19 protein-coding genes, 1 tRNA gene and 2 pseudogenes are annotated in these 20,173 nt (G+C 71.8%); 2 read left to right on the top strand and 20 right to left on the bottom strand.

Translation table 11 applies throughout. The features are described from left to right. Window positions 1–236: 236 nt before the first annotated feature. The 12 genes and pseudogenes from AB0C69_RS17980 to AB0C69_RS18035 all read right to left on the bottom strand — a co-directional run. Window positions 237–1,217, bottom strand: a pseudogene (locus AB0C69_RS17980) (ABC transporter ATP-binding protein); the annotation flags it as partial. A gap of 634 nt (window positions 1,218–1,851) precedes the next feature. Further along, window positions 1,852–2,241 (bottom strand): 50S ribosomal protein L7/L12, encoded by a 390-nt coding sequence (rplL, locus tag AB0C69_RS17985; protein WP_345178448.1) that lies wholly within the window; start codon window positions 2,239–2,241, stop codon window positions 1,852–1,854. Window positions 2,242–2,296: 55 nt separating this feature from the next. Further along, window positions 2,297–2,860, bottom strand: coding sequence for a 50S ribosomal protein L10 (rplJ, locus tag AB0C69_RS17990; protein ID WP_345178445.1), 564 nt, complete (start codon window positions 2,858–2,860; stop codon window positions 2,297–2,299). Between the two features lie 324 nt (window positions 2,861–3,184). Further along, window positions 3,185–4,063 carry an LppX_LprAFG lipoprotein gene (locus AB0C69_RS17995; protein WP_345178443.1) on the bottom strand — a complete coding sequence of 293 codons (879 nt, stop codon included), beginning with the start codon at window positions 4,061–4,063 and terminating at the stop codon, window positions 3,185–3,187. 89 nt (window positions 4,064–4,152) lie between these two features. Next, window positions 4,153–5,004 carry a hypothetical protein gene (locus tag AB0C69_RS18000; protein WP_360354681.1) on the bottom strand — a complete coding sequence of 284 codons (852 nt, stop codon included), beginning with the start codon at window positions 5,002–5,004 and terminating at the stop codon, window positions 4,153–4,155. Between the two features lie 163 nt (window positions 5,005–5,167). Further along, a complete protein-coding gene (locus tag AB0C69_RS18005; protein WP_360354683.1) occupies window positions 5,168–6,040 on the bottom strand; it encodes a hypothetical protein in 873 nt (290 codons plus the stop codon). A gap of 91 nt (window positions 6,041–6,131) precedes the next feature. Beyond that, the gene (locus AB0C69_RS18010) at window positions 6,132–7,679 is read right to left on the bottom strand and encodes an AMP-binding protein (protein WP_360354685.1); all 1,548 of its coding nucleotides are present in this window, start codon (window positions 7,677–7,679) and stop codon (window positions 6,132–6,134) included. A 188-nt stretch (window positions 7,680–7,867) separates the two neighbouring features. After that, entirely contained in the window at window positions 7,868–8,584 is a 717-nt protein-coding gene (rplA, locus tag AB0C69_RS18015) for a 50S ribosomal protein L1 (RefSeq protein WP_149259625.1), read from the bottom strand. 61 nt (window positions 8,585–8,645) lie between these two features. After that, the gene (gene rplK, locus AB0C69_RS18020) at window positions 8,646–9,077 is read right to left on the bottom strand and encodes a 50S ribosomal protein L11 (protein WP_360354689.1); all 432 of its coding nucleotides are present in this window, start codon (window positions 9,075–9,077) and stop codon (window positions 8,646–8,648) included. Between the two features lie 317 nt (window positions 9,078–9,394). Continuing rightward, a pseudogene (gene nusG, locus AB0C69_RS18025) lies at window positions 9,395–10,039 on the bottom strand (transcription termination/antitermination protein NusG); the annotation flags it as partial. A gap of 298 nt (window positions 10,040–10,337) precedes the next feature. Beyond that, window positions 10,338–10,592, bottom strand: a complete 255-nt coding sequence (gene secE, locus AB0C69_RS18030; protein WP_345178429.1) for a preprotein translocase subunit SecE — start codon at window positions 10,590–10,592, stop codon at window positions 10,338–10,340. Window positions 10,593–10,714: 122 nt separating this feature from the next. Beyond that, window positions 10,715–10,787: transfer RNA gene (locus tag AB0C69_RS18035), tRNA-Trp, on the bottom strand. Window positions 10,788–11,044: 257 nt separating this feature from the next. On the opposite strand from AB0C69_RS18035, the gene AB0C69_RS18040 reads away from it, so the two are divergent. Continuing rightward, on the top strand, window positions 11,045–12,256 hold the full coding sequence (locus tag AB0C69_RS18040; RefSeq protein WP_345178426.1) for a pyridoxal phosphate-dependent aminotransferase: 1,212 nt from the start codon (window positions 11,045–11,047) through the stop codon (window positions 12,254–12,256). A 172-nt stretch (window positions 12,257–12,428) separates the two neighbouring features. Here AB0C69_RS18040 and AB0C69_RS18045 read toward each other — a convergent pair whose 3' ends face one another. The 3 genes from AB0C69_RS18045 to AB0C69_RS18055 all read right to left on the bottom strand — a co-directional run bounded on the left by AB0C69_RS18045 (window position 12,429) and on the right by AB0C69_RS18055 (window position 14,781). Beyond that, window positions 12,429–13,181, bottom strand: a complete 753-nt coding sequence (locus AB0C69_RS18045) for a hypothetical protein (RefSeq protein ID WP_360354692.1) — start codon at window positions 13,179–13,181, stop codon at window positions 12,429–12,431. A 3-nt stretch (window positions 13,182–13,184) separates the two neighbouring features. Then, window positions 13,185–13,694 (bottom strand): SigE family RNA polymerase sigma factor, encoded by a 510-nt coding sequence (locus AB0C69_RS18050; protein ID WP_345178421.1) that lies wholly within the window; start codon window positions 13,692–13,694, stop codon window positions 13,185–13,187. A 136-nt stretch (window positions 13,695–13,830) separates the two neighbouring features. After that, on the bottom strand, window positions 13,831–14,781 hold the full coding sequence (locus AB0C69_RS18055) for a hypothetical protein (protein WP_353831426.1): 951 nt from the start codon (window positions 14,779–14,781) through the stop codon (window positions 13,831–13,833). Window positions 14,782–15,049: 268 nt separating this feature from the next. On the opposite strand from AB0C69_RS18055, the gene AB0C69_RS18060 reads away from it, so the two are divergent. Beyond that, a complete protein-coding gene (locus tag AB0C69_RS18060) occupies window positions 15,050–16,111 on the top strand; it encodes an adenosine deaminase (RefSeq protein WP_360354700.1) in 1,062 nt (353 codons plus the stop codon). 36 nt (window positions 16,112–16,147) lie between these two features. Here AB0C69_RS18060 and AB0C69_RS18065 read toward each other — a convergent pair whose 3' ends face one another. From AB0C69_RS18065 to AB0C69_RS18085, 5 genes are all read right to left on the bottom strand, one after another. Further along, window positions 16,148–16,846 (bottom strand): GntR family transcriptional regulator, encoded by a 699-nt coding sequence (locus AB0C69_RS18065; RefSeq protein WP_360354696.1) that lies wholly within the window; start codon window positions 16,844–16,846, stop codon window positions 16,148–16,150. Window positions 16,847–16,926: 80 nt separating this feature from the next. After that, entirely contained in the window at window positions 16,927–17,508 is a 582-nt protein-coding gene (locus AB0C69_RS18070) for a TMEM165/GDT1 family protein (RefSeq protein WP_345178413.1), read from the bottom strand. Window positions 17,509–17,725: 217 nt separating this feature from the next. Continuing rightward, a complete protein-coding gene (locus AB0C69_RS18075; protein WP_345178411.1) occupies window positions 17,726–18,793 on the bottom strand; it encodes a UDP-N-acetylmuramate dehydrogenase in 1,068 nt (355 codons plus the stop codon). A gap of 104 nt (window positions 18,794–18,897) precedes the next feature. After that, entirely contained in the window at window positions 18,898–19,323 is a 426-nt protein-coding gene (locus AB0C69_RS18080) for a MaoC family dehydratase (protein WP_345178409.1), read from the bottom strand. After that, window positions 19,323–19,760 carry a MaoC family dehydratase N-terminal domain-containing protein gene (locus AB0C69_RS18085; RefSeq protein WP_089315429.1) on the bottom strand — a complete coding sequence of 146 codons (438 nt, stop codon included), beginning with the start codon at window positions 19,758–19,760 and terminating at the stop codon, window positions 19,323–19,325. The genes AB0C69_RS18080 and AB0C69_RS18085 overlap by 1 nt, the downstream gene beginning before the upstream one ends. Between the last annotated feature and the right edge of the window lie 413 nt (window positions 19,761–20,173).

The raw sequence follows: 20,173 nt of genomic DNA on the forward strand, positions 1-20,173 counted from the left end.
GGCGGCCCTGGCCCGGCTGGACGAGCTCGCCGAGGAGGACGAGGTCGACGACCAGACGGCCGAGGCCTTCCGGCAGATGCTCGAACTGCGACTCGTGCATGACCCCCCGCTCCCGGCCGGCCGGGCGGCGGGGTGCCGGGGAACCCTCCCCCGGGTCCGCCGGGCGGCGGACCGGCGGGCGGCATGCCGCCGGGCGCCCCGTGCGCGCCGCCGGCGGGAGTGCCGACGGGCGTCATGGACGCCACGTACCGGGGCCACTCCTCCACCCAGTTGCGGCCGAGGTCGTCGACGAACGAGCCGGGCGGCGGCGTGACGCCGTGCGCCGCGCACCACGCGCCGGGCGCGTGCATGCCGGCGCGGATCAGCCCGTTGCTCGGCATCTGCTGCGGCGGGATCGGCGGCAGCTTGCCGGGGTCGTGGCCCATCTTCGCCTCGGCCTCCAGCTCGGACTCGTCCTTCTCCTCGGACATGCCGATCGGGCCGATCTTGCTGGCGTTGAGGAACTGCCGGACGACCGGCTCCTCGCTGGACAGCAGCATCTCCCGCGGCCCGAACATCGCCAGGTGCCGCTGGTACAGCAGGCCGATGTTGTCCGGGAGGGTGCGGGCGGTGTTGATGTCGTGGGTGACGATCAGGAACGTCGCGCCGATCTGCGCGTTGAGGTCGATGAACACCTGGTTGAGGAACGCGGTGCGGACCGGGTCGAGGCCGGAGTCCGGCTCGTCCACCAGCAGGATCTCGGGGTCCAGGACGAGCGCGCGGGCCAGGCCGGCGCGCTTCTTCATGCCACCGGAGATCTCGCCGGGAAGCTTGTGCTCGGCGCCGAGAAGACCGACCAGGTCCATCTTCTCCATGACGATGCGCTTGATCTCGGACTCGGACTTCTTGGTGTGCTCGCGGAGCGGGAAGGCGATGTTGTCGAACAGGTTCATGGAGCCGAACAGGGCGCCGTCCTGGAACAGGACGCCGAACAGCTTCCGGGTGTCGTACAGCTGCGACTCGGGCAGGTAGGGCAGGTCCCTGTCGCCGATCCAGATGTGCCCGCGGTCGGGCTTGAGCAGCCCCACGAGGGACTTCAGGAAGACCGACTTTCCGGTGCCGGACGGACCCAGGAGAACGGAGATCTCACCTGCGGGAATGGTCAGCGACACGTCCTGCCAGATCACCTGGCGGCCGAAGGACTTCGTCAGGCCCTCGACTCTGATCTCGACGCCCACTCGTCACCTTTCGTCCAGGCCGGGGGAATCCCGAACCAATGAGCGAGTAGCACTCAGGCTCTTTCTGTCGTCACACCGCGTTCTGTCTCCACGCCGCGTTCCGTCGTCACACCGCGTGTCCGCCGCATTGCTACCGTCCGGTAGCCGTGACGGGTGCCACTACCGTAGCGGCCCCCCGTCCAAATGGAAGGGGTTCCGACCCAGATCAGCGGCCAAATGCGACGTTGTAAGACAATCGTTACTTACGGCGTCTATGAGACTAGTGGTCCAAGAACCGGAGCCTCAAGACCGGGGTGCCGGGGACGGCCGCGATCCTGCGGCCCGCCGCACTGCGGGGACGCGAGCGGCCGGGTGTGGCCACCGCGTCAGACGGGACGCTACGCCGCGCGCGGGAAGCCGCACAACCCGCCGGGACACACGGTTTCCCGCAGGTGTTTGTCACCTCAGCACAGAAAACGGACCTTCCTGGCATCGCCGGTCCACGTTCCGCGACAAGGCCGTCCACCGGCCGCCCGCCGGGGCGCGACCGGCCCGCGAGCACACCCGGGCAACGAAAGGAGGCGGCCACCCCATCGGGGTGACCGCCTCCTGGAGAGCGGTGGAGCCGCGCGGGCTCCGGAGCTCTGGAGCGTCGTTACTTGACGGTGACCGAGGCGCCGGCCTTCTCCAGGGCCTCCTTGGCCTTGTCGGCCGTCTCCTTGTTGACCTTCTCCAGCAGCGGCTTCGGCGCGCCGTCGACCAGGTCCTTGGCCTCCTTGAGGCCGAGGCTCGTCAGGGCGCGCACCTCCTTGATGACCTGGATCTTCTTGTCGCCGGCACCCTCGAGGATGACGTCGAACTCGTCCTGCGCCGGGGCCTCCTCGGCGCCGCCGACCGGGCCGCCCTGGCCCGGGACGACGGCCGCGACGGGGGCGGCGGCCTTGACGTCGAAGACCTCTTCGAACTGCTTCACGAACTCGGAGAGCTCGAGAAGGGTCATCTCCTTGAAGGCGTCGAGCAGGTCGTCGGTGCTGAGCTTCGCCATGATGATTCCTCCGCTATGGCTTGTGATCTGGGGTGGTACGGGAACCGCGGGTTGCCTACTCGGCGGACGCCTCGGCGGCGGGTGCCTCGGCGGTCTCGCCCTCGGCCTCGCGCTTGGCGCGCAGCGCCTCGGCGAGCTGGGCGGCCTGCGTCGGCAGCGCGTTGAACAGCGCGGCGGCGTTGGCCATCGAGCCCTTCATCGCACCGGCCAGCTTCGCGAGGAGCACCTCGCGCGACTCGAGGTCCGCCAGCTTGGTGATCTGGGCCGCGTCCATCGACTGACCGTCGATGAAACCGCCCTTGATCACCAGCATCGGGTTCGCCTTGGCGAAGTCGCGCAGGCCCTTGGCGGCCTCGACGACGTCGCCGCGGACGAACGCGATGGCCGACGGGCCTTCGAGCAGCTCACGGAACTGCTCGTCGACACCGGCCTCGTTCGCGGCGCGCTTGGTCAGCGTGTTCTTCACCACGCGGAACCGCGCGGTCTCGCCGAGGTTGTCGCGCAGCTCCTTGACCTGCGCGACGGAAAGCCCGCGGTACTCGGTCAGCACGGCGCCGTTGGAGCTCTCGAACTCGTCCTTGAGCTCGGCGATCGCCGCGTCCTTGTGGGCCTTGGCCATAGCCCTCCTTCCGATTACCTGGGTGGTCCGATCCACGCCGCAGTCCGCGGACGAACTGGGGCGCCGATCCACCAAAAAACGCCCCGGCGCAGGCGCACGGGGCGTCCAGGCACGGCACGGAGGCCATGCGGGAAGCTCTCGTCTCACCTACGCAGGCCGCCCGAACTGAGTCGGGTCCTTCGGTCACCTCGCGGGAGGTGACGACCGGCGGTCTTCGGCATCGGACAGCATACGTGCCCTGACTAAGGACACCAAATCAGCGGAACAGAGCGAGGGACCGCGCCCCGGGCGGGGCGCGGTCCCTCGGTCGTGCTCAGGCCAGGATCAGGATCCGCCGGGCAGGCCGCCGCCGCCGAGCCGGCCCATGATCTCGCCGAAGTCCGTGACCTCGCTCGCCGGCGGCTCGGTGACCTGCACCGGCTTGCCGTAGTCGCGGTACTTCATCGTCATGGTCATGTCGCCGGTGGTCGACTGCGTCGACCTCATCGTCATCTGGCGCGGCAGCTGCTGGCCGTCCACCCACAGGTCGAAGTTCATGGCCTGGAGGCCGGTCGTGCCGAGGCTCTTGCGGTAGGCCTCCTGCGTCTCCGGGGAGAGCTTGGCGACCGCGTCCTCCATCCGGTACGTGCCGGTGTAGTGGGTCGTCTGGACGCCGTCGATGGTCTCCTTGCCGACCTCGCGCGCGTCCTTGGACGCCGTCAGCATCTTGGTGTTCTGCACCGGGTCCATCTGCCGGGACTGCCGGAGCAGCTCGTCGATGTTCATCCCGGACTTGGCGCCCAGCTCGTCCAGCGAGATCTTGATCCAGGGCTTGGTCCCGCCGCCGAGCTGGGACAGCATCGGCATCTTCATGTACATGGTCCGGCCGACGAGCCGCTGCTCCATGCCGCCCGTCGGCTTGCCCGCGACCGTCATCTGCCCGAAGTTCATGCTGTAGGCCAGGTCGGGCTTCGTGCGGTACTGCATCGTGCCGCTCATCGTCATGTCGCCCGTCGACGAGCCGGTCGACTTCATCGTCAGGTCGGCCTGGAACGAGTCGATCTGGCCGGTCTTCTCGGCGGCCTTGCCGAGGACCTGCGCGGCGGACAGCCGGAGCCCCTTGCCGGCGTCGTCCACCGTCTTCCCGGCCTCGCCGAGGCAGCCGGTCAGCGAGAGGGCGAGGCCGGTGGCCAGCGCCGTGCCTGCCGCGAAACGACGGATCATCAGGGGGGTCTCCTTGCTCTCCTTGGCACCCGAGGGGTAGGGCCGAACGGTACATCAGACGCAAATGACCCCGCTGCGGTTCACCGTTCTCAGTTGCCGCCGAGGGCGGCCGGGAGGGACAGCTGCCCCACCTGGTCGGACGGAGGCGTGTTCACCCTGAACGACTTGCCGTAGTCGCTGTAGAGGACGGTCACCGACCCGTTCTCGCCCTTCGAGCCGGTCGCCTTGGAGACGAGCTTGCGCGGCAGGTTGTCGCCGTCGGTCCACAGGTCGAAGTTGATCTTGCCGTTGGCGCGGTCCTTCGGCAGCCACTGCTGGACCTTCGCGCGGGCCTGCGCGTCGAGCCGGTTCAGCGCGTCCTCGACGGTGACCGTCCCGGCGTAGTGGGTCGTCTTGACCCCGTCGACCGTCTCGGTTCCGACCCTGCGGGCGTCCTTGGAGCCGGTGAACATCTTCGTCTGCTCGGCCGGGTCCACCTTCTGCACCTGGTCGACCAGGCCCCGGACGTCGAAGCCGGTCCGCTGCGCCATCTGGTTCACGTCGATCTTCACCCACGGCTTGCCGCCGCTGACGAACTGCGCGAGCTGCGGGACCTTCGCGTACAGCGTGTTGCCGGTGAAGACGGCCTGGCCCTTGGCGCCCGGCACGCTCTGCCCGTTCTGGCTGAAGTCGTCCAGCTTCGCGCTGAACTCCAGCGACGGGCGCAGCCGGAACTGCCCGTTGGCGTGGACCTTCCCGTCGCCGCCGCCGGTGCCCGTCACCGTCAGGTCGGCCTTGAACGTGTCGGCCTTGCCGGTCTTCTCGGACGCCTTCAGCAGCGCCTGGTTCGCGCTGAGCTTCATGTTGCCGGTGTTCTCCGTCCCGTCCCCGTTGCATCCGGAGAGGAGGAGCGCGGCACCCACTGCGGTGCCGCCGGCCGCCACCACGAGTCGTCGGTTCATTAGGGTTGAGCCTCCCTTGTCGCCCTGCTGGTGTTCCCAGTCTCTTCGGGCGTTAACGGAAGGGCATCCCCCGGTAGTACGAATGGGCCCCCGCCCGGTACGACCAACGGCGTAGCCCTTCCCCTGACCCGACGTCAGGGGTGTCCGGCGTCCCGGAGCCGCGTCAGCGGTAGGCGCCGAAGGTCATCGACCCGGCCAGCCCCGCGCCGGGCGCCTGCCCGCTGAGGCTGATCGAGGTCGGCCGGGCCTCGCTGTCGGCCAGCAGGTCGAGCCCGCATCCGGTGTCGTCCGGCACCCACTTGCGGAACGCCGCCACCGCGTCCTGCGGCAGCAGGGCGTACACGCCGCCCATGAGCGTCTGCGCGGTGAAGCGCGTCAGCCCGGCGGCGTCCGGCTCGCTCGCCGTCATGCCGGGCAGCGTCCCGATCATGAAGGTGAACTGCCGGGGGTCGGAGCCGCTCCGCAGGCCGCCCAGCTGCGCCGGGGACAGCGTGGACCGCGTCCACTTCTGCCCGTCGTAGCCCTTGAGCGTGCTCCCCTGGACGATCACCTTCTGGGTGACCTTGGACAGCTCGCCGCCCTTCATCGTCCGCGTGACGCCGGTGGCGCTCATCGAGAACTTCGGCCACAGCGTGAACGTGGCCGTCTCGACGGCGTGCTGGTAGTCGCCGTCCGAGCCCACCGTCACCTTCAGGTCCGTCTTGCGGGTGAAGGAGTGCAGGCTGGGACCGGGCTGGGGCGGCGCCGTCGGCAGGTTGTGCGCGGCGCCCCCGTTTCCGGGGGTGCGCGTGCCGGGACGCGCGCTCGCGCCCGGGGCGGCTCCGGGCGCGCCGGGCGTGCCCGGGGAGACCGTGGCGGACGCGGCGCCGTTGGGGTTGGCCGGGTCACGCTGGGCCATCGCCGCGGAGGGGGGCAGCACCCCCGCGTCCTTCGGCGAGTCGCCCCCGATCTTCACCACCATCAGGATCGCCGTGGGCACGACGGCCACCGCGGTCACGGCGGAGATGGCGATGGCCCGATCGGTACGACGCTTCACGCGGCAATTCAACACCAGGTTCCTCGCCGGTAACAAAACAATCGGATACCAGATTGTCCGGTTCTGGACTGCGAGACGTGTATCCGCCGATTCAGGGGATTTCGGGGCGATCTGTCAGCTCGGCGCGGAGGGCGGCCTTGCGGACCTTGCCGGTCCCGGTGCGCGGGAGCGCCGTCACGAACTCGACGCGCCGCGGCGTCTTGAAACCGGCGAGCCGGGCGCGGCACGCCGCCGTCAGGTCCTCCTCCCGCGGCCGGACGCCGTCCGGCACGATCACCGCGCACACCGACTGGCCCCAGCGCGGATCGGGCAGCCCCACCACCGCGACCTCCCCCACCCCCGGGACCGTGCGCAGGACGTCCTCGACCTCGCGCGACGAGACGTTCTCCCCGCCCGTGATGATCACGTCCTTGAGCCGGTCGGCGAGGTACAGGTAGCCGTCCGCGTCGACACGGCCCGCGTCACCGGTCCGGAACCAGCCGCCCGCGAACGCCTCGGCGGTCGCCTCGGGATCGTCCCAGTACCCGTCCGCCACCTGCGCTCCCCGGACGACCACCTCGCCCAGCGCGCCCGGCGGCAGCGGCGCCCCGCCCTCGCCGATCACCGCGATCTCCGCGCCGTCGCCCGGACGGCCCGCCGACGCCGCCAGCTCCGGCCTGCCCGCCACCGCCGCGCGGTGGTCCGCCGGGGAAAGGAACGTCGCGTTGCCCGACAGCTCGGTCATGCCGTACCCCTGGTTCAGGTCGCAGCCGAGCGCCGCGCCCGCGCGGCGCAGCAGCGGCACCGGCATCGGCGCCGACCCGTACGCGATCACCCGGACGGTGGCCCGCAGCGCCTCCAGCGCCGCCGGGTCCCCGTCCAGGTGGGCGAGCAGGTCCTCCAGCATCGTCGGGGCGAGCGACAGGTTCGTGACGCCGTGCCGGCGCGCCGCGTCCACGAGGGCGGCCGGACCGAACCGGCGCAGCACGACGGCGTGCCGCCGGAACAGGTGGTGCAGGACGACCTGGTAGCCCGCCACATGGCACAGGGGGAACGGCGTGCAGAACACGTCGTCCGGCGACACGGGACGGCCCGACGCCGTGACCGCCATCCCCGCCAGCAGGCTCCTGTGGGTGAGCCGCACGCCCTTCGGCCTGCCGGTCGTGCCGCTGGTGAACATCAGCCAGGCGACCTCGGCCGGGTCGCGGCCGTCCTCCCGCGGAGGGGCCGGGCCGTCCCACGGCAGGCCGGCGACGTCCACGAGCGGCGGACGCACTGCGGGAAGTCCTCCCTCGCGGGCGAGTCTCTCCAGCAGGTCCGGCTCACCGATGACGAGCTCGGCACCGCAGCGGACGACCTGGTCGGCCCATTCGCGCGGATGCAGCCTCTGGTTGAGCGGCACCAGGATCCTGCCTTCGCGCGGAACCCCGTAGTAGGCCGCCACGTACTCCAGCCGGTTGTGCGCGAGCAGCGCCACCCGCGCCCCCGGCGAGCACCGCGCGGACAGGTGGGCGCTCAGCGCGTCCGTCCGGGCGCGCAGCTCGCGGAACGTCCAGGTCGTGCCGTCGACCGACAGGGCAGGGGCCTCGGGGGCGTCCTCCGCGGCCGCGTCGAGCACGTCGTACAGCCGGTGGACGTCCCGGCGCAGCGTCCCGCCCATCGCATCCCCTTCGCCGACGACGATCCGGGCGCCGAATCTAGCGGCGGACCGGTGCGCGGGGCCGGCCGCGTCCCGCTGAGCGCGACCTGAGGAAGGCGGCCCGACCATCCACAGCCTGTGGAAAAAGCGAACAGGGCGCCCCCCGTGGTGGGGACGCCCTGTTCGACGGCGTTCGACGCCGGGCTCGATCAGGCCTCTTCGAGCTCGGCCGTCAGGTTGCGGACCGCGTTCGGGTCCACCGGGATGCTCGGGCCCATCGACGTGGTCAGCGCCGCCTTCTTGACGTACCGGCCCTTCGCGGCGGACGGCTTGAGACGCTGGATCTCGTCGACCGCGGCGGCGTAGTTCTCCACCAGCTGGCGCTCGTCGAAGGACGCCTTGCCGATGATGAAGTGCAGGTTCGCGTGCCGGTCGACCCGGAACTCGATCTTGCCGCCCTTGATGTCGGACACGGCCTTGGACACGTCCATCGTGACCGTGCCGGTCTTCGGGTTCGGCATCAGGCCGCGCGGACCGAGCACCCGGCCGAGCCGGCCGACCTTGCCCATCTGGTCCGGGGTCGCGACCACGGCGTCGAAGTCCAGGAAGCCGCCCTGGATCCGCTCGATCAGGTCGTCCGAGCCGACCAGGTCGGCGCCCGCCGCCTCGGCCTCCTGCGCCTTGGCGCCGACGGCGAAGACGAGCACGCGGGCGGTCTTGCCGGTGCCGTGCGGCAGGTTGACCGTGCCGCGGACCATCTGGTCGGCCTTGCGCGGGTCGACGCCCAGCCGCATGGCGACCTCGACGGTCGCGTCGAACTTGGTGACCGCGGTCTCCTTGGCCAGCTTCACGGCCTCGACCGGGCTGTACAGCCGCTCCCGGTCGATCTTCTCCGCCGCGGCGCGGTAGCCCTTGCTGCGCTTCATGTGCGTTCCTCCAGACGGAACTCGTGGTAGGGGCCAGCGCCGGCCCTCCCACTGGGACGTCTTACTTGACCTCGATGCCCATCGACCGCGCGGTGCCGGCGACGATCTTCTCGGCGGCGTCCAGGTCCTTGGCGTTGAGGTCGGGCATCTTGGTCGTGGCGATCTCACGGATCTGGTCGCGGGTGACCGAGCCGACCTTGGTCTTGTGCGGCTCGCCGCTGCCCTTCTCCACGCCCGCGGCCTTCAGGATGAGCTGCGCGGCCGGCGGGGTCTTGGTGACGAAGCTGAACGACCGGTCCTCGTAGATGGTGATCTCTACGGGGATGACGTTGCCGCGCTGGGACTCCGTGGCGGCGTTGTACTGCTTGCAGAAGTCCATGATGTTGACGCCGTGCGGACCGAGCGCGGTACCGACGGGCGGCGCGGGCGTGGCCTGCCCGGCCTGCAACTGGACCTTGACCAGAGCCGCGACTTTTTTCTTCTTGGGAGGCATGCCTCTCCCTCGTGTTCCGTTTCACTGTGGTCCCGACTCCCGGACACCGGGCAACACGGCGGGCGGAACTATCACCGCTGTGTTAGGACCTCGATCAACCCGAACCCCGCGTGCGCGGGGAGCACTGCAACTGCACCTTGACGAGTGCGGCCATCTTCGGAGCATCCCCGCGTGCGCGGGGCAGTCGGTACATCACCTCGCGATGGAGACGAGGTACCGAATCCGTCCGCGCCTCGGCGGGGACGGCCCGTCCAGGATACGGCCTGGCCTGAGCGGCCCGGACGTCTCTCAGGGACGGGTGAGACCGTGGACGCCTGTCAGATCTTGGAGACCTGGTTGAAGGAGAGCTCGACCGGCGTCTCGCGACCGAAGATGGAGACCAGCACCTTGAGCTTCTGCTGCTCGGCGTTGATCTCGTTGACGGTGGCGGGGAGGGTGGCGAACGGGCCGTCCATGACGGTGACCGACTCGCCGACCTCGTAGTCGACGGTGGCGGGGGCCTTGGCCTGCTCCTTGGCGGCCTTGGCGACGCCCTCCTCCGGCTCGGGGGCCAGCAGGTTGGCGACCTCGTCCAGGCTGAGCGGGGACGGCTTGTTCAGCAGGCCGACGAACCCGGTGACGCCGGGGGTGTTGCGGACCGCGGCCCACGACTCGTCGGTGAGCTCCATGCGGACGAGGATGTAGCCCGGCAGGACCTTCTCGTTGACCTTCTGGCGCTTGCCGCCCTTGATCTCGGTCACCTCGTGCTGCGGGACCTCGATCTGGAAGATGTAGTCCTCCATGTTGAGGGTCTGCGTCCGGGTCTCGATGTTGGTCTTGACCCGGTTCTCGTAGCCCGCGTAGGAGTGCACGACGTACCAGTCGCCCGGCTGGAGGCGCAGCTGCATCTTGAAGTCGGCGTACGGGTCGGCCGGCGGCTCGGCGGCGGCCTCCTCCTCGTCCGCCTCCTCCTCGGCGGCGCCCTCGCCCTCGACGGCGCGGCGAGCTCGGCGGCGCCCTCGGCCGCGTCCGGCGCGGGGCCCTCGCCTTCGAGCTTCGTGTCCGCGGGCTCGGCGTCGCCGGCGGAGACGACCGCCTCGGCCGTCTCGTCGGCGGGCTCAGCCACCTGGTCGGCCGCAGCAGCCGCAGCGGACTGGGCCTCTTCAACGGCCTCGTCGTAGGGCTGTGAGGGCTCGGACACGGTCAACTCTTCTCTCGGTCTGCGGTGATGGACTTGCGAAGGTACGGCGGGGCCCGTCGCCCGGCCCGGGCCGGGCTGCGTCAGCCGAAGAGCTGGTAGATGCCCTTCTGCAACCCGTAGTCGATGCCGGAGACGAGCGCGACCATGACCAGCACGAACACCAGCGAGACGGTCGTGTAGGTGACCAGCTCCCGCCGCGTCGGCCAGATGACCTTGCGCAGCTCGGCGATGATCTGGCGCACGAACAGCGCGGGCGAGGTCCGCTTGGAAGGGGCCTTCTTCTTGCCCTTGCCCTCGTCCTTGGCCTCGGGCTCGTCGCGAGTCTCAGTCGCCATTTGCCGCCGTTCACCTCATAGGTCGTGATTCAACCACCCTGTGGTTGCCGCGCGGTCCCGTGCCGCGGAGTGCCACGGCGACGCCATGGCGCGGCCGGCACGGGTGCGCGCACCGCACCTCGCAGGGCAGGAGGGACTCGAACCCCCAACCGCCGGTTTTGGAGACCGGAGCTCTACCAATTGAGCCACTGCCCTTCGCTTCTCCGGCTAAGGAGAAACCCGACCACAGGATCGGGTGGGTGCCGGGTCCCAGCTTACGGCCTGATTCGGTGCCCGCGTGCGGACAGGCTCGTATACCGGCGACACGTCACTTGGAGGAGGAGTCTACGTGCCCGAGGGGCCCGCGTCGAACCGGATATCGGGGGGCCTCCGGAAGGCCGCGGCGAGGACCCGTCCCACCGGCCCGGATATATGGCTGCGGGTCCCGGTGCGACGTCTGTAACGATAGGGGTATGAGCATCGACCGTCCTCGCATCTCCAAGCGCATCGCCGCGATATCCGAGTCCGCCACGCTGGCCGTCGACGCCAAGGCCAAGGCGCTGAAGGCGGCGGGCCGCCCGGTCATCGGGTTCGGCGCGGGCGAGCCCGACTTCCCGACGCCCGACTACATCGTCGAGGCCGCGGTCACCGCGTGCCGGGTGCCGCGCTTCCACAAGTACACGCCCGCGGGCGGGCTGCCCGAGCTGCGCGCCGCGATCGCCGAGAAGACCGAGCGCGACTCCGGCTACCGGGTCGAGGCCTCCCAGGTTCTCGTGACCAACGGCGGCAAGCAGGCGGTGTACGAGGCGTTCGCGGCGCTGCTCGACCCGGGCGACGAGGTGATCGTCCCGACGCCGTACTGGACGACCTACCCCGAGTCGATCAAGCTGGCGGGCGGGGTGCCCGTGGACGTCGTCGCCGACGAGACCACCGGCTACAAGGTGAGCGTCGAGCAGCTGGAGGCGGCCCGCACCGACCGGACGAAGGTGCTGCTGTTCGTCTCGCCGTCCAACCCGACGGGCGCGGTCTACAGCCGCGACGAGATCGAGGCGATCGGGCGCTGGGCCGACGGGCACGGCCTGTGGGTCGTCACCGACGAGATCTACGAGCACCTGGTGTACGGCGGCGCTGAGTTCCACTCGATGCCCGTGGTGGTGCCGGAGCTGGCCGACCGGACGCTCGTCCTGAACGGGGTGGCCAAGACCTACGCGATGACCGGCTGGCGGGTCGGCTGGCTGATCGGCCCGGCCGACGTGGTGAAGGCCGCCCAGAACCTGCAGTCGCACGCGACGTCCAACGTGGCGAACGTCTCCCAGGCCGCCGCGCTCGCCGCCGTGACCGGCGACCTGTCGGCGGTCGCGGAGATGCGCGTGGCGTTCGACCGGCGCCGGCAGACGATGGTCCGGATGCTGAACGAGATCCCGGGCATGGTGTGCCCCGAGCCGGAGGGCGCGTTCTACGCCTACCCGTCGGTCAAGGCGCTGCTCGGCAAGCAGCTGCGCGGCAAGCGCCCCGAGACGTCGGTGGAGCTGGCGTCGCTGATCCTCGAAGAGGCCGAGGTCGCGCTGGTGCCGGGCGAGGCGTTCGGCACGCCGGGCTACTTCCGGCTCTCCTACGCGCTGGGCGACGACGACCTGGTCGAGGGCGTCTCGCGCGTCGCGAAGCTGCTGTCCGAGGCGAGCTGACCTCCACGACACGCCGCGCGCGGACCCGCGCACACGAAACCGGCCCCGGGTGCACATTTCCCGGGGCCGGTTTCGTATGGGACGGGTTCCGCCGGTTCCCGTCCCGGGAAGTCCGGCGGGACGTCCCGCGCACGGCCCCTCTCCGCCGTGGGACGCCCCGCCGGAACGGGGTTCAGGGGCGCACGCCCTCGGCGATGCGCATGAGGCGGTCCTTGGCCGAGCCGGAGGCGGTCACGGTGACGCCGACCCCGCGCCGCGCCAGCCAGGAGATCTGCCGCGAGGAGTCGGGGCGGTCGCCGGTCAGCGCGGGCATGCCGTGCACGGACGTGCGGCCGGGGATGCCCGGCACGCGCATCAGGTCCTTCGGGCCGGTCAGCCCGCCGCCCTTCACGAGCGCGACCTCCACCCAGCCGCCCTCGCCGCGCCACGCGCAGGTCGTGGTCCTGCGGTCGGCGTCGCCGGTGACCTCGCAGGGGCCGACGGCGGCCAGGCCGTCGGGCAGGTACGTGATCCATTCCGGCAGCACGCCGGTGACGCCGTCCGGGCCCGGCGTGGCCGGGGTCCGCCCGTCGCCGGACGAGCCGCGCGGCTCCGGCTTGTGGGAGGCTCCCGCCTCGGGACTCCCCTTGGGGGACGGGGACCCGGGGAGGCCCGAGACGGGAGGTCGCTCCGGCAGCCGGAGGGGCGAGACGGTGTCGCTGGGACGGGTCGTCTCGGTGTCTCCGGCCGGTGTGGCCCGGAACGACTGATAGGTGGGCACGAGGGCCAGGGCCGCGACCGACGCGGCCGCGACGCTGGCGGCCGCGTGGAGCCGGGCCTTGCGGCGGCGGTGGCGGCGTTTGACGTCGGTGACGAGCGACTGTGACGCGGTCGCCCCGGCCACCTGCTCGGCCATGGCCTTCCGCAGTTCACTCTCCAGATCCATCGCTCATCTCCCCAGTGGGGCCAGGTTCGTGTCGAGGCGTTCCCGGAGCCTGGCGAGCCCCCGGGACGCCTGGCTCTTCACCGTTCCGACCGAGCAGCCGAGAGCCTGGGCCGTCTCCGCCTCCGAAAGGTCCTCCCAGAAGCGCAGGACCAGGACCGCGCGCTGCCGCGGGCCGAGCTTGCGCAGCTCGTCCATGAGGGTCCCTCTCAGCTCGACGGAATGGTTCGGCGAGTCGGCCGGCGTCTCCGGGAGCCTCGCCATCTGGATCTCCCGGAGCACCTTCCACCGCCGGGAGCGGCTGATCACCAGGTTGACCAGGATCCGGCGGACGTACGGCTCGGGATCGCTTCCCGCCTCCAGCCGCCCCCAGTGGCGGTAGGCCTTCTCCAGCGCGGTCTGCAGGATGTCCTCGGCGTCCTGCCGGGCCCCGCACATCAGTGCCGCGGTGCGCAGCAGGGCATCGCCGCGTGCCGCCACGAACTCCACGAACGACTCGTCGTCTCGACGCCCCACAGTGCTCCGTCCCGGCTAGAGCGGTTCCGGCAGTTTGTCCCGTCGGGGACGGGCGGCCTCCGCGCCAAAGGCCGCCCGCCCACGCCTGTGTTGTGTTACTGGTGTTACTGGTTTCGCCCTGGGTCGTTACGGGGTGTCAGCCCGCCTTGTGCAGGGCGGCGGCCAGGTCCTTCGTCCCGCCGGCCAGGACGGGGCTGCCGTTGACGAACAGCGAGGTCCCGTTCGGGTCGAACAGCAGCACGCCGCTGCCGTTCGGGCTCTGCCAGGCGGCCAGGCCGGCGATGGTCAGCGGGGTGCCGCCCTGCGGCAGGCCGAGCGCCTGGCGCAGCTGCTCCTGGGTCATGCCGGCGCGCGTCTTGATCGTCTCGACGGTGAGCCACTGGCCGGCCTTGCCGGTCCACTTCTGCGTGACGGCGCAGATCTGCGCCTTGCGCAGGTCGGCGGAGCCGGGGACGGCCGACACGTAGCGCAGGCCCTTGGCGGTCATGACGGTCTTCTCGACGGGGCCGCCGACCTTCACGGCGGGCTTCAGCGTGCTGCAGTCGAGCTTGGGCAGCGCCGGCAGCGCGGGCTTGGCGGGGGCGCCGGGCACGCGCGCGTTCGGCTTGGCCGCCGGGGCGCCGCCGGGCAGGTCGCCGGTGGACGGCGCGCAGGTGGGCAGGTTCGCCGGAACGCCGGGCTTGGCGGGGAGGGTCTTGCCGTCCGGGAGCTTCGCGCCGGGGAGCTCGGTGTTCGGGATGCCGACCTCCGGCAGGTCCTTGCCGGGGACGCCGGTCTTCGGCAGCTGCCCCTCCGGCAGGTGCTGGGTGGCCGGGTTCTGCTTGAGGTGCTGCTCGACCTGCTTCTTCGCCCCGTCGGCCGGGACCTTGGGCAGTCCGGGCTTGGCCGGCAGGTTCGCCGGGAGGCAGGTCGGGGCGGTCTTGGGGGCGGCGTCCTGGAGCTTGCGCTCCACGGCGGGGGCCTTGGCGCTGCTCGACTGGAGGCCGGCCTCGTGGTGGGAGCCGGTCATGGCCCACGTCGCGCCGCCGCCCACGGCCACGGTCCCGACGGCGGACGCTGCGATCAAGGCGGCCTTCAGCGTGATCATCGTGAATCCCTTCGGAGGCAAGGTGGTGCTTCGGGGGTGCCTGTCTCTCTCTGGCGCCCCTCGTATACGCACGGTGCCGGTGGGGGGTTGCACGGGATTCCAAAGTTTTTTTCGGGGATGCCCATGGGCGCGATGGCCGCCGGGTGTCATGCGAGGTAGTCCGGTGGAGTGATCCTGTGGGGGCGGGCGTTCGAGGAGGACGATGATCCGGCAACATTGGCTCATGGAGGCCCGTACCGTTTCAGCCCGTCCGGCCGAGCACCGTCCCATGCCGGACCCCCGGGAACCCGCGCCCGCGCGCGGTCCCGCCCGCCCGGACGTGGCCCTGCTCCCCAAGGCGCACCTGCACCTTCACTTCACCGGGTCGATGCGGCACTCCACGCTCGTGGAGCTCGCCGGCCTGCACGGCGTCCACCTGCCCGACGCCCTCGTCGAGGACTGGCCGCCCCGGCTGCACGCGACCGACGAGCGCGGCTGGTTCCGGTTCCAGCGCCTGTACGACATCGCCCGCTCCGTCCTGCAGACGCCGGACGACCTGCGCCGGCTGCTGCGCGAGACGGCCGAGGACGAGGCCGCCGAGGGGTCGGGCTGGCTGGAGATCCAGGTCGACCCGAGCGGGTACGCCGGGCGCTTCGGCGGCCTGACCCCGACCGTGGAGCTGGTGCTGGACGCCGCGCGCCAGGCGTCGGAGGCGACCGGGGTCGGCGTCGGCGTGGTGATCGCGGCGAACCGGACCCGGCACCCGCTGGACGCCAAGACCCTCGCGCGCCTCGCCGTGCGCTACACCGGCAGGGGCGTCGTCGGGTTCGGCCTGTCCAACGACGAGCGGCGGGGCCGCGCCTACGACTTCGAGGGCGCGTTCAGGATCGCCAAGCGCGGCGGGCTGCTGTCGGACCCGCACGGCGGCGAGCTGCTCGGCCCGGCGAGCGTCCGCGAGTGCCTGGAGACGCTGGAGGCCGACCGGATCGGGCACGGGGTCCGCGCCGTCGAGGACCCGCGGCTCCTGGAGCGCATCGTGGACCGCGGGGTCACGCTGGAGGTCTGCCCGGCGTCGAACGTGGGTCTCGGCGTGGCGGCGACGGCGTCGGACGTCCCGCTCCGGCGGCTGTTCGAGGCGGGCGCGTCGATCGCGCTCGGCGCCGACGACCCGCTGCTGTTCGGGTCGCGGCTGGCGCGCCAGTACGAGCTGGCCCGCACCGCGCACGCGTTCACCGACGCCGAGCTGGCGGAGCTGGCCCGGCAGTCGATCCGGGCCTCGGCGGCGCCGGACGACGTGCGGCGCCGGCTGCTGGCGGGCGTCGACGCCTGGCTCGGCGACCGGCCGCGCTGACGACCGCGCGGGCGGCCGCGCGGCGGGCCGCGGCGATCATGTGGACGGGCGCCACAGGCCCCGGCGTTCGAGGTGGCCCGCCAGCAGCTCTCCGGCCCGGACGATGTGGGCGCGCATCTCCTCACCGGCCGCGCGGGCGTCGCCGTCCCGGAGCGCCGCGAGGATCCGCCCGTGGTCGCGGACGGCGACGTCCGGCCAGCCGGAGAGGCGCCCGTACAGGCCGCGCGGCACGTACCGGGCGGCCGTGCCGAGCGACCAGGCGAGCTTCGGCGAGTCGGCGGCCAGGTTGATCTCGCGGTGGAAGCGGTGGTTGCGCTCCTCCATGAGGTCGGGGCGGTGCGCGGCCTTGTCGCGGGCCAGGGCGCGCTGGAGACCGTCCAGGCGCTCCAGGGCGGCGGGGCCGATCCGGGGCCCGGCGCGCACGGTCAGCTCGGCGGCGATGCCCGCCTGCACCCAGAACAGGTCCTGGACGTCCCGCTCCGACAGCGGCGCGACGACGAACCCGCGCCGCGGCTCCAGGACGACGAAGCCCTCGCTGCGCAGCGACTTCAGCGCCTCCCTGACGGGCGTGACGCTGATGCCGAACTCCAGGGCCAGCCGTTCCAGCCGCAGGTGGTCGCCGGGCCGGATGCGCCCGTCCATGATCAGTTCGCGGATGCGGGCGGCGGCCTCGTCGCTCAGCTGGAGCCGCGTGCCGAGCGCCTGCCGCGGCGGAAGGGAGGCGGGTAGGGCCACGGTGGTAACTCCCGTCCGGGCCCTTCCGCGGTCGAGCCTCCCTACCGCTCACGGGCCCTGGAGGGAGTGTTCCCGCCGGGTCACGCGGTGATGCCCTCGATCAGCAGCAGGACGCCGAAGACGGCGAACCCCGCCGCGGCGCCGTACTTGATGACGCGCTCGGGCAGCCTGCGGCCGAGCATCTGGCCGACGACGATGGCGAGCGCGTCGGCGGCGACCATTCCGACGGTCGAGCCGAGCCAGACGCCCGTCAGCCCGGCGAGGCCGCCGTGGTCGGCGGCGAGGGTGACGGTGGCGAGCATCGTCTTGTCGCCGAGCTCGGCGAGGAAGAACGCCCCGCCGACGGCGAGGATCGCCGACCCGGTGGCCATGCGCGCCTTGTCGCGCTCGGCGTCGTCCAGCTCGTCGCCGCGCAGCGTCCACAGCGCGAAGCCGAGGAACGCGATGCCCGCGATGATCGAGATCGGGCCGGTGGGGAGCGCGGCGCCGAGGGCCGCGCCGAGGGCGACGCTGGCCAGGTGGACGATCGCGGTCGCGGCCGTGATTCCGATCAGCACCGGGAGGGCGCGGAAGCGGGTGGCGAACGTCATGGCCATGAGCTGGCTCTTGTCGCCCAGCTCGGCCACGAAGATCACGGCCAGACTGATGAGGAAGGCGGTCACCTGGTCCCTTTCGCTCGTGCTGCCGGGCGAAGGGCGGGGGCTCACGCGCACGACCTCGGCCCGGCATGACTGCCAGGCCGAAGGTCTCGTCCGCCGCGATGTGACCGGGCCCGCGTGACCGGGCGCCGTCGGCGGCGCCAGCATGTCGACCACGCGATTGGGACTACTCCCCCTCGACGCCGTCCACCCTACCAAGGAGCCTCGGGCGGGCCCCGGGTCAGAGGGTCGCGCCCACCATGACGGGCTCGTTCACCAGCTCGACTCCGAACGCGTCCCGGACGCCGTCGCGGACCTCGCGGGCCAGCGCGAGCAGGTCGGCGGTGGTGGCGCCGCCCGGGTTGGTGAGGGCGAGGGTGTGCTTGGTGGAGATGCGGGCCGGGCCGCGCGCGTGGCCCTTGGCGAACCCGGCGCGGTCGATGAGCCAGGCCGCGGACGTCTTCACCCGGCCGTCGGCCTCCGGGTAGCGCGGGAACGTCGCGTCCGGGCCGAGGCGCTCGGCGACGCGGCGTTCGAGCTCGGCGAGCCGGTCCGGGTCGAGGATCGGGTTGGTGAAGAAGGACCCGGCGCTGCGGGTGTCGGGGTCGGCCGCGTCCAGGACCATGCCCTTGCCGCGCCGCAGTTCGAGGACGGCGTCGCGGGCCTCCTTCAGCGCGACCCGGTCCCCCGGCCGGACGCCCAGCCTGCGCGCCAGCTCGGCGTAGGCGATGGGCTGCGACTCCTCGGCCTCCTCCAGGGCGTACGTGACGTCCAGGACGACGTACCGGTCGTTGCCCTTGAAGGCGCTGTGCCGGTAGGTGAACCGGCAGGCGTCGCGGTCGAGGGCGACGCAGTCGCGGGCCTCCCGGTCGTAGGCGCGGACCTCCACGATCGTCTCGCTGACGTCCTGCCCGTAGGCGCCGACGTTCTGGATCGGCGTCGCGCCGACGCGGCCGGGGATCCCGGACAGGCACTCGACTCCGGCGAGGCCGTCGGCGACGCAGCGGGCGACGAACGGGTCCCAGTCCTCGCCGGCCTGGACGCGCAGCAGCACCCTGCCGCCCTCGGCGGCGACGCGCTCGGTGCCGCGGGTCCCGACGCGCACGACGGTGCCGGGGAACCCGTCGTCGGACACCACGAGGTTGCTGCCGCCGCCGAGCACCAGGACCGGTTCGCCCTCGTCGTCGGCCTTGCGGACGGCCGCGACCAGCTCCGCCTCGGTCGTCGCCTCGACGAAGCGCCGCGCGGGACCGCCCAGCCGCAGCGTGGTGTATCCGGCCAGGTTCACGTCTTCGGCGAACACCGCCACGTCGTCTCCCCCTCCTGCCGTGCCCCGCGCCGCCGGGCCGGCCCGCCCTCGTCCCCTCGACGCGCGCACCGGCCGGGGCGATCCCGGCCGGTGTGCCGCCGCGCTCAGGCGAGCCTGACGACCGCCTTGGCGCGCGTGAGGACCTTCTGGTCGTTGGACCTGGCGGTGAGCGCCACGACGACCTTGTTGTCGTCGAGCTTCTCCTCCACCTTGCCGCTGATCTCCAGCGTCGCGCCGCCCTCGTCCGGGACCACGACCGGAGAGGAGAACCGTACCCCGTAGTCCACGACGGCGCCCGGGTCGCCGGCCCAGTCGGTGACGAACCGGCCGCCCTGCGCCATCGTGTACATGCCGTGCGCGATCACGTCCGGCAGGCCGACGGCCTTGGCGACGCCCTCGCGCCAGTGGATCGGGTTGAAGTCGCCGGACGCGCCCGCGTACATGACGAGGTTGGCGCGGTCGACGGCGTAGGTCTGCTTGGGGATCTCAGTGCCGACCTCGACGTCGGCGTAGTTCACCTTGGCGGTCATCAGGCACCCCGCTCCACGATCGTGTTGTAGGACTTGCAGACCGGCTCGCCCTCGACGGTCGCGATCTCGGTCTCCACGACCATCTTCTCGTTGTTGCCGATCGACCTGATCTCGGTGATCGTCGAGGTGCAGGTGATGACGTCCCCGGCGCGCAGCGGGCGCGTGTACTCGAAGCGCTGCTCGCCGTGCACGACCATCGCGTAGTTGAGGCCGAGGTCGGGGTCGGCGAGCCCGGGGTTGCCGAGGGAGACCACGATCGGGAAGGTGGGCGGCGCGATGACGTCGGGGTACCCGGCCGCCTTGGCCGCCTCGCGGTCGCGGTAGACGGGGTTGCGGTCGCCGATCGCGTCCGCGAACTCGCGGATCTTCACCCGGCTGACCTCGTAGGGCTCGCTGGGCGGGAAGCTCCGCCCGATGAAATCACGGTTGAGTGCCATGCAGTCCGTTCCCTCCAGATGGACCAGGGCCCCGCGGACTCGCCGGCCGCACCGCTCCGCCGGCCGGGGCGTCCGGGCGCCTTCTGAGCGCGCTGGTTCCGCCTCTCCGGACGGACGGTAACAGAACGGCATTCACACCGTCCGCGCGGGTCTCAGTGCCAGAACGGAGAGTTCGTGACGGCCTGGACGGCCTGGGGAATGAGCGGCCTTCTGGAGGAGCGGCACCGGCGGGCTGGGTACGGGGCCCCGGCCGCCAGGAGCTGACCCTGTCGGGGTCGGGCGCGGTCTCGGCGGGGTTCGCGGCCTCGGGCGCGCTCGGCGCCCCCCTCGGCAGGTCAACGCGGCTGGCCCGTGACCGAACACGAACCCCCCACCGCCGCCGCCCAATCCCTGAGCGAACTCATAGCCCGCTT

This window comes from Actinomadura sp. NPDC048032, assembly GCF_040653175.1.
Classification (GTDB): Bacteria; Actinomycetota; Actinomycetes; order Streptosporangiales; family Streptosporangiaceae; genus Spirillospora; species Spirillospora verrucosospora.

What these genes read in the sequence shown, in the direction of transcription:
- rplL (WP_345178448.1), bottom strand. Translation starts at nt 2,241, where the DNA reads ATGGCGAAGCTCAGCACCGACGACCTGCTCGACGCCTTCAAGGAGATG.
- rplJ (WP_345178445.1), bottom strand. Translation starts at nt 2,860, where the DNA reads ATGGCCAAGGCCCACAAGGACGCGGCGATCGCCGAGCTCAAGGACGAG.
- AB0C69_RS17995 (WP_345178443.1), bottom strand. Translation starts at nt 4,063, where the DNA reads ATGATCCGTCGTTTCGCGGCAGGCACGGCGCTGGCCACCGGCCTCGCC.
- AB0C69_RS18000 (WP_360354681.1), bottom strand. Translation starts at nt 5,004, where the DNA reads ATGAACCGACGACTCGTGGTGGCGGCCGGCGGCACCGCAGTGGGTGCC.
- AB0C69_RS18010 (WP_360354685.1), bottom strand. Translation starts at nt 7,679, where the DNA reads ATGGGCGGGACGCTGCGCCGGGACGTCCACCGGCTGTACGACGTGCTC.
- rplA (WP_149259625.1), bottom strand. Translation starts at nt 8,584, where the DNA reads ATGAAGCGCAGCAAGGGCTACCGCGCCGCGGCGGAGAAGATCGACCGG.
- rplK (WP_360354689.1), bottom strand. Translation starts at nt 9,077, where the DNA reads ATGCCTCCCAAGAAGAAAAAAGTCGCGGCTCTGGTCAAGGTCCAGTTG.
- secE (WP_345178429.1), bottom strand. Translation starts at nt 10,592, where the DNA reads ATGGCGACTGAGACTCGCGACGAGCCCGAGGCCAAGGACGAGGGCAAG.
- AB0C69_RS18040 (WP_345178426.1), top strand. Translation starts at nt 11,045, where the DNA reads ATGAGCATCGACCGTCCTCGCATCTCCAAGCGCATCGCCGCGATATCC.
- AB0C69_RS18045 (WP_360354692.1), bottom strand. Translation starts at nt 13,181, where the DNA reads ATGGATCTGGAGAGTGAACTGCGGAAGGCCATGGCCGAGCAGGTGGCC.
- AB0C69_RS18055 (WP_353831426.1), bottom strand. Translation starts at nt 14,781, where the DNA reads ATGATCACGCTGAAGGCCGCCTTGATCGCAGCGTCCGCCGTCGGGACC.
- AB0C69_RS18060 (WP_360354700.1), top strand. Translation starts at nt 15,050, where the DNA reads ATGCCGGACCCCCGGGAACCCGCGCCCGCGCGCGGTCCCGCCCGCCCG.
- AB0C69_RS18080 (WP_345178409.1), bottom strand. Translation starts at nt 19,323, where the DNA reads ATGACCGCCAAGGTGAACTACGCCGACGTCGAGGTCGGCACTGAGATC.
- AB0C69_RS18085 (WP_089315429.1), bottom strand. Translation starts at nt 19,760, where the DNA reads ATGGCACTCAACCGTGATTTCATCGGGCGGAGCTTCCCGCCCAGCGAG.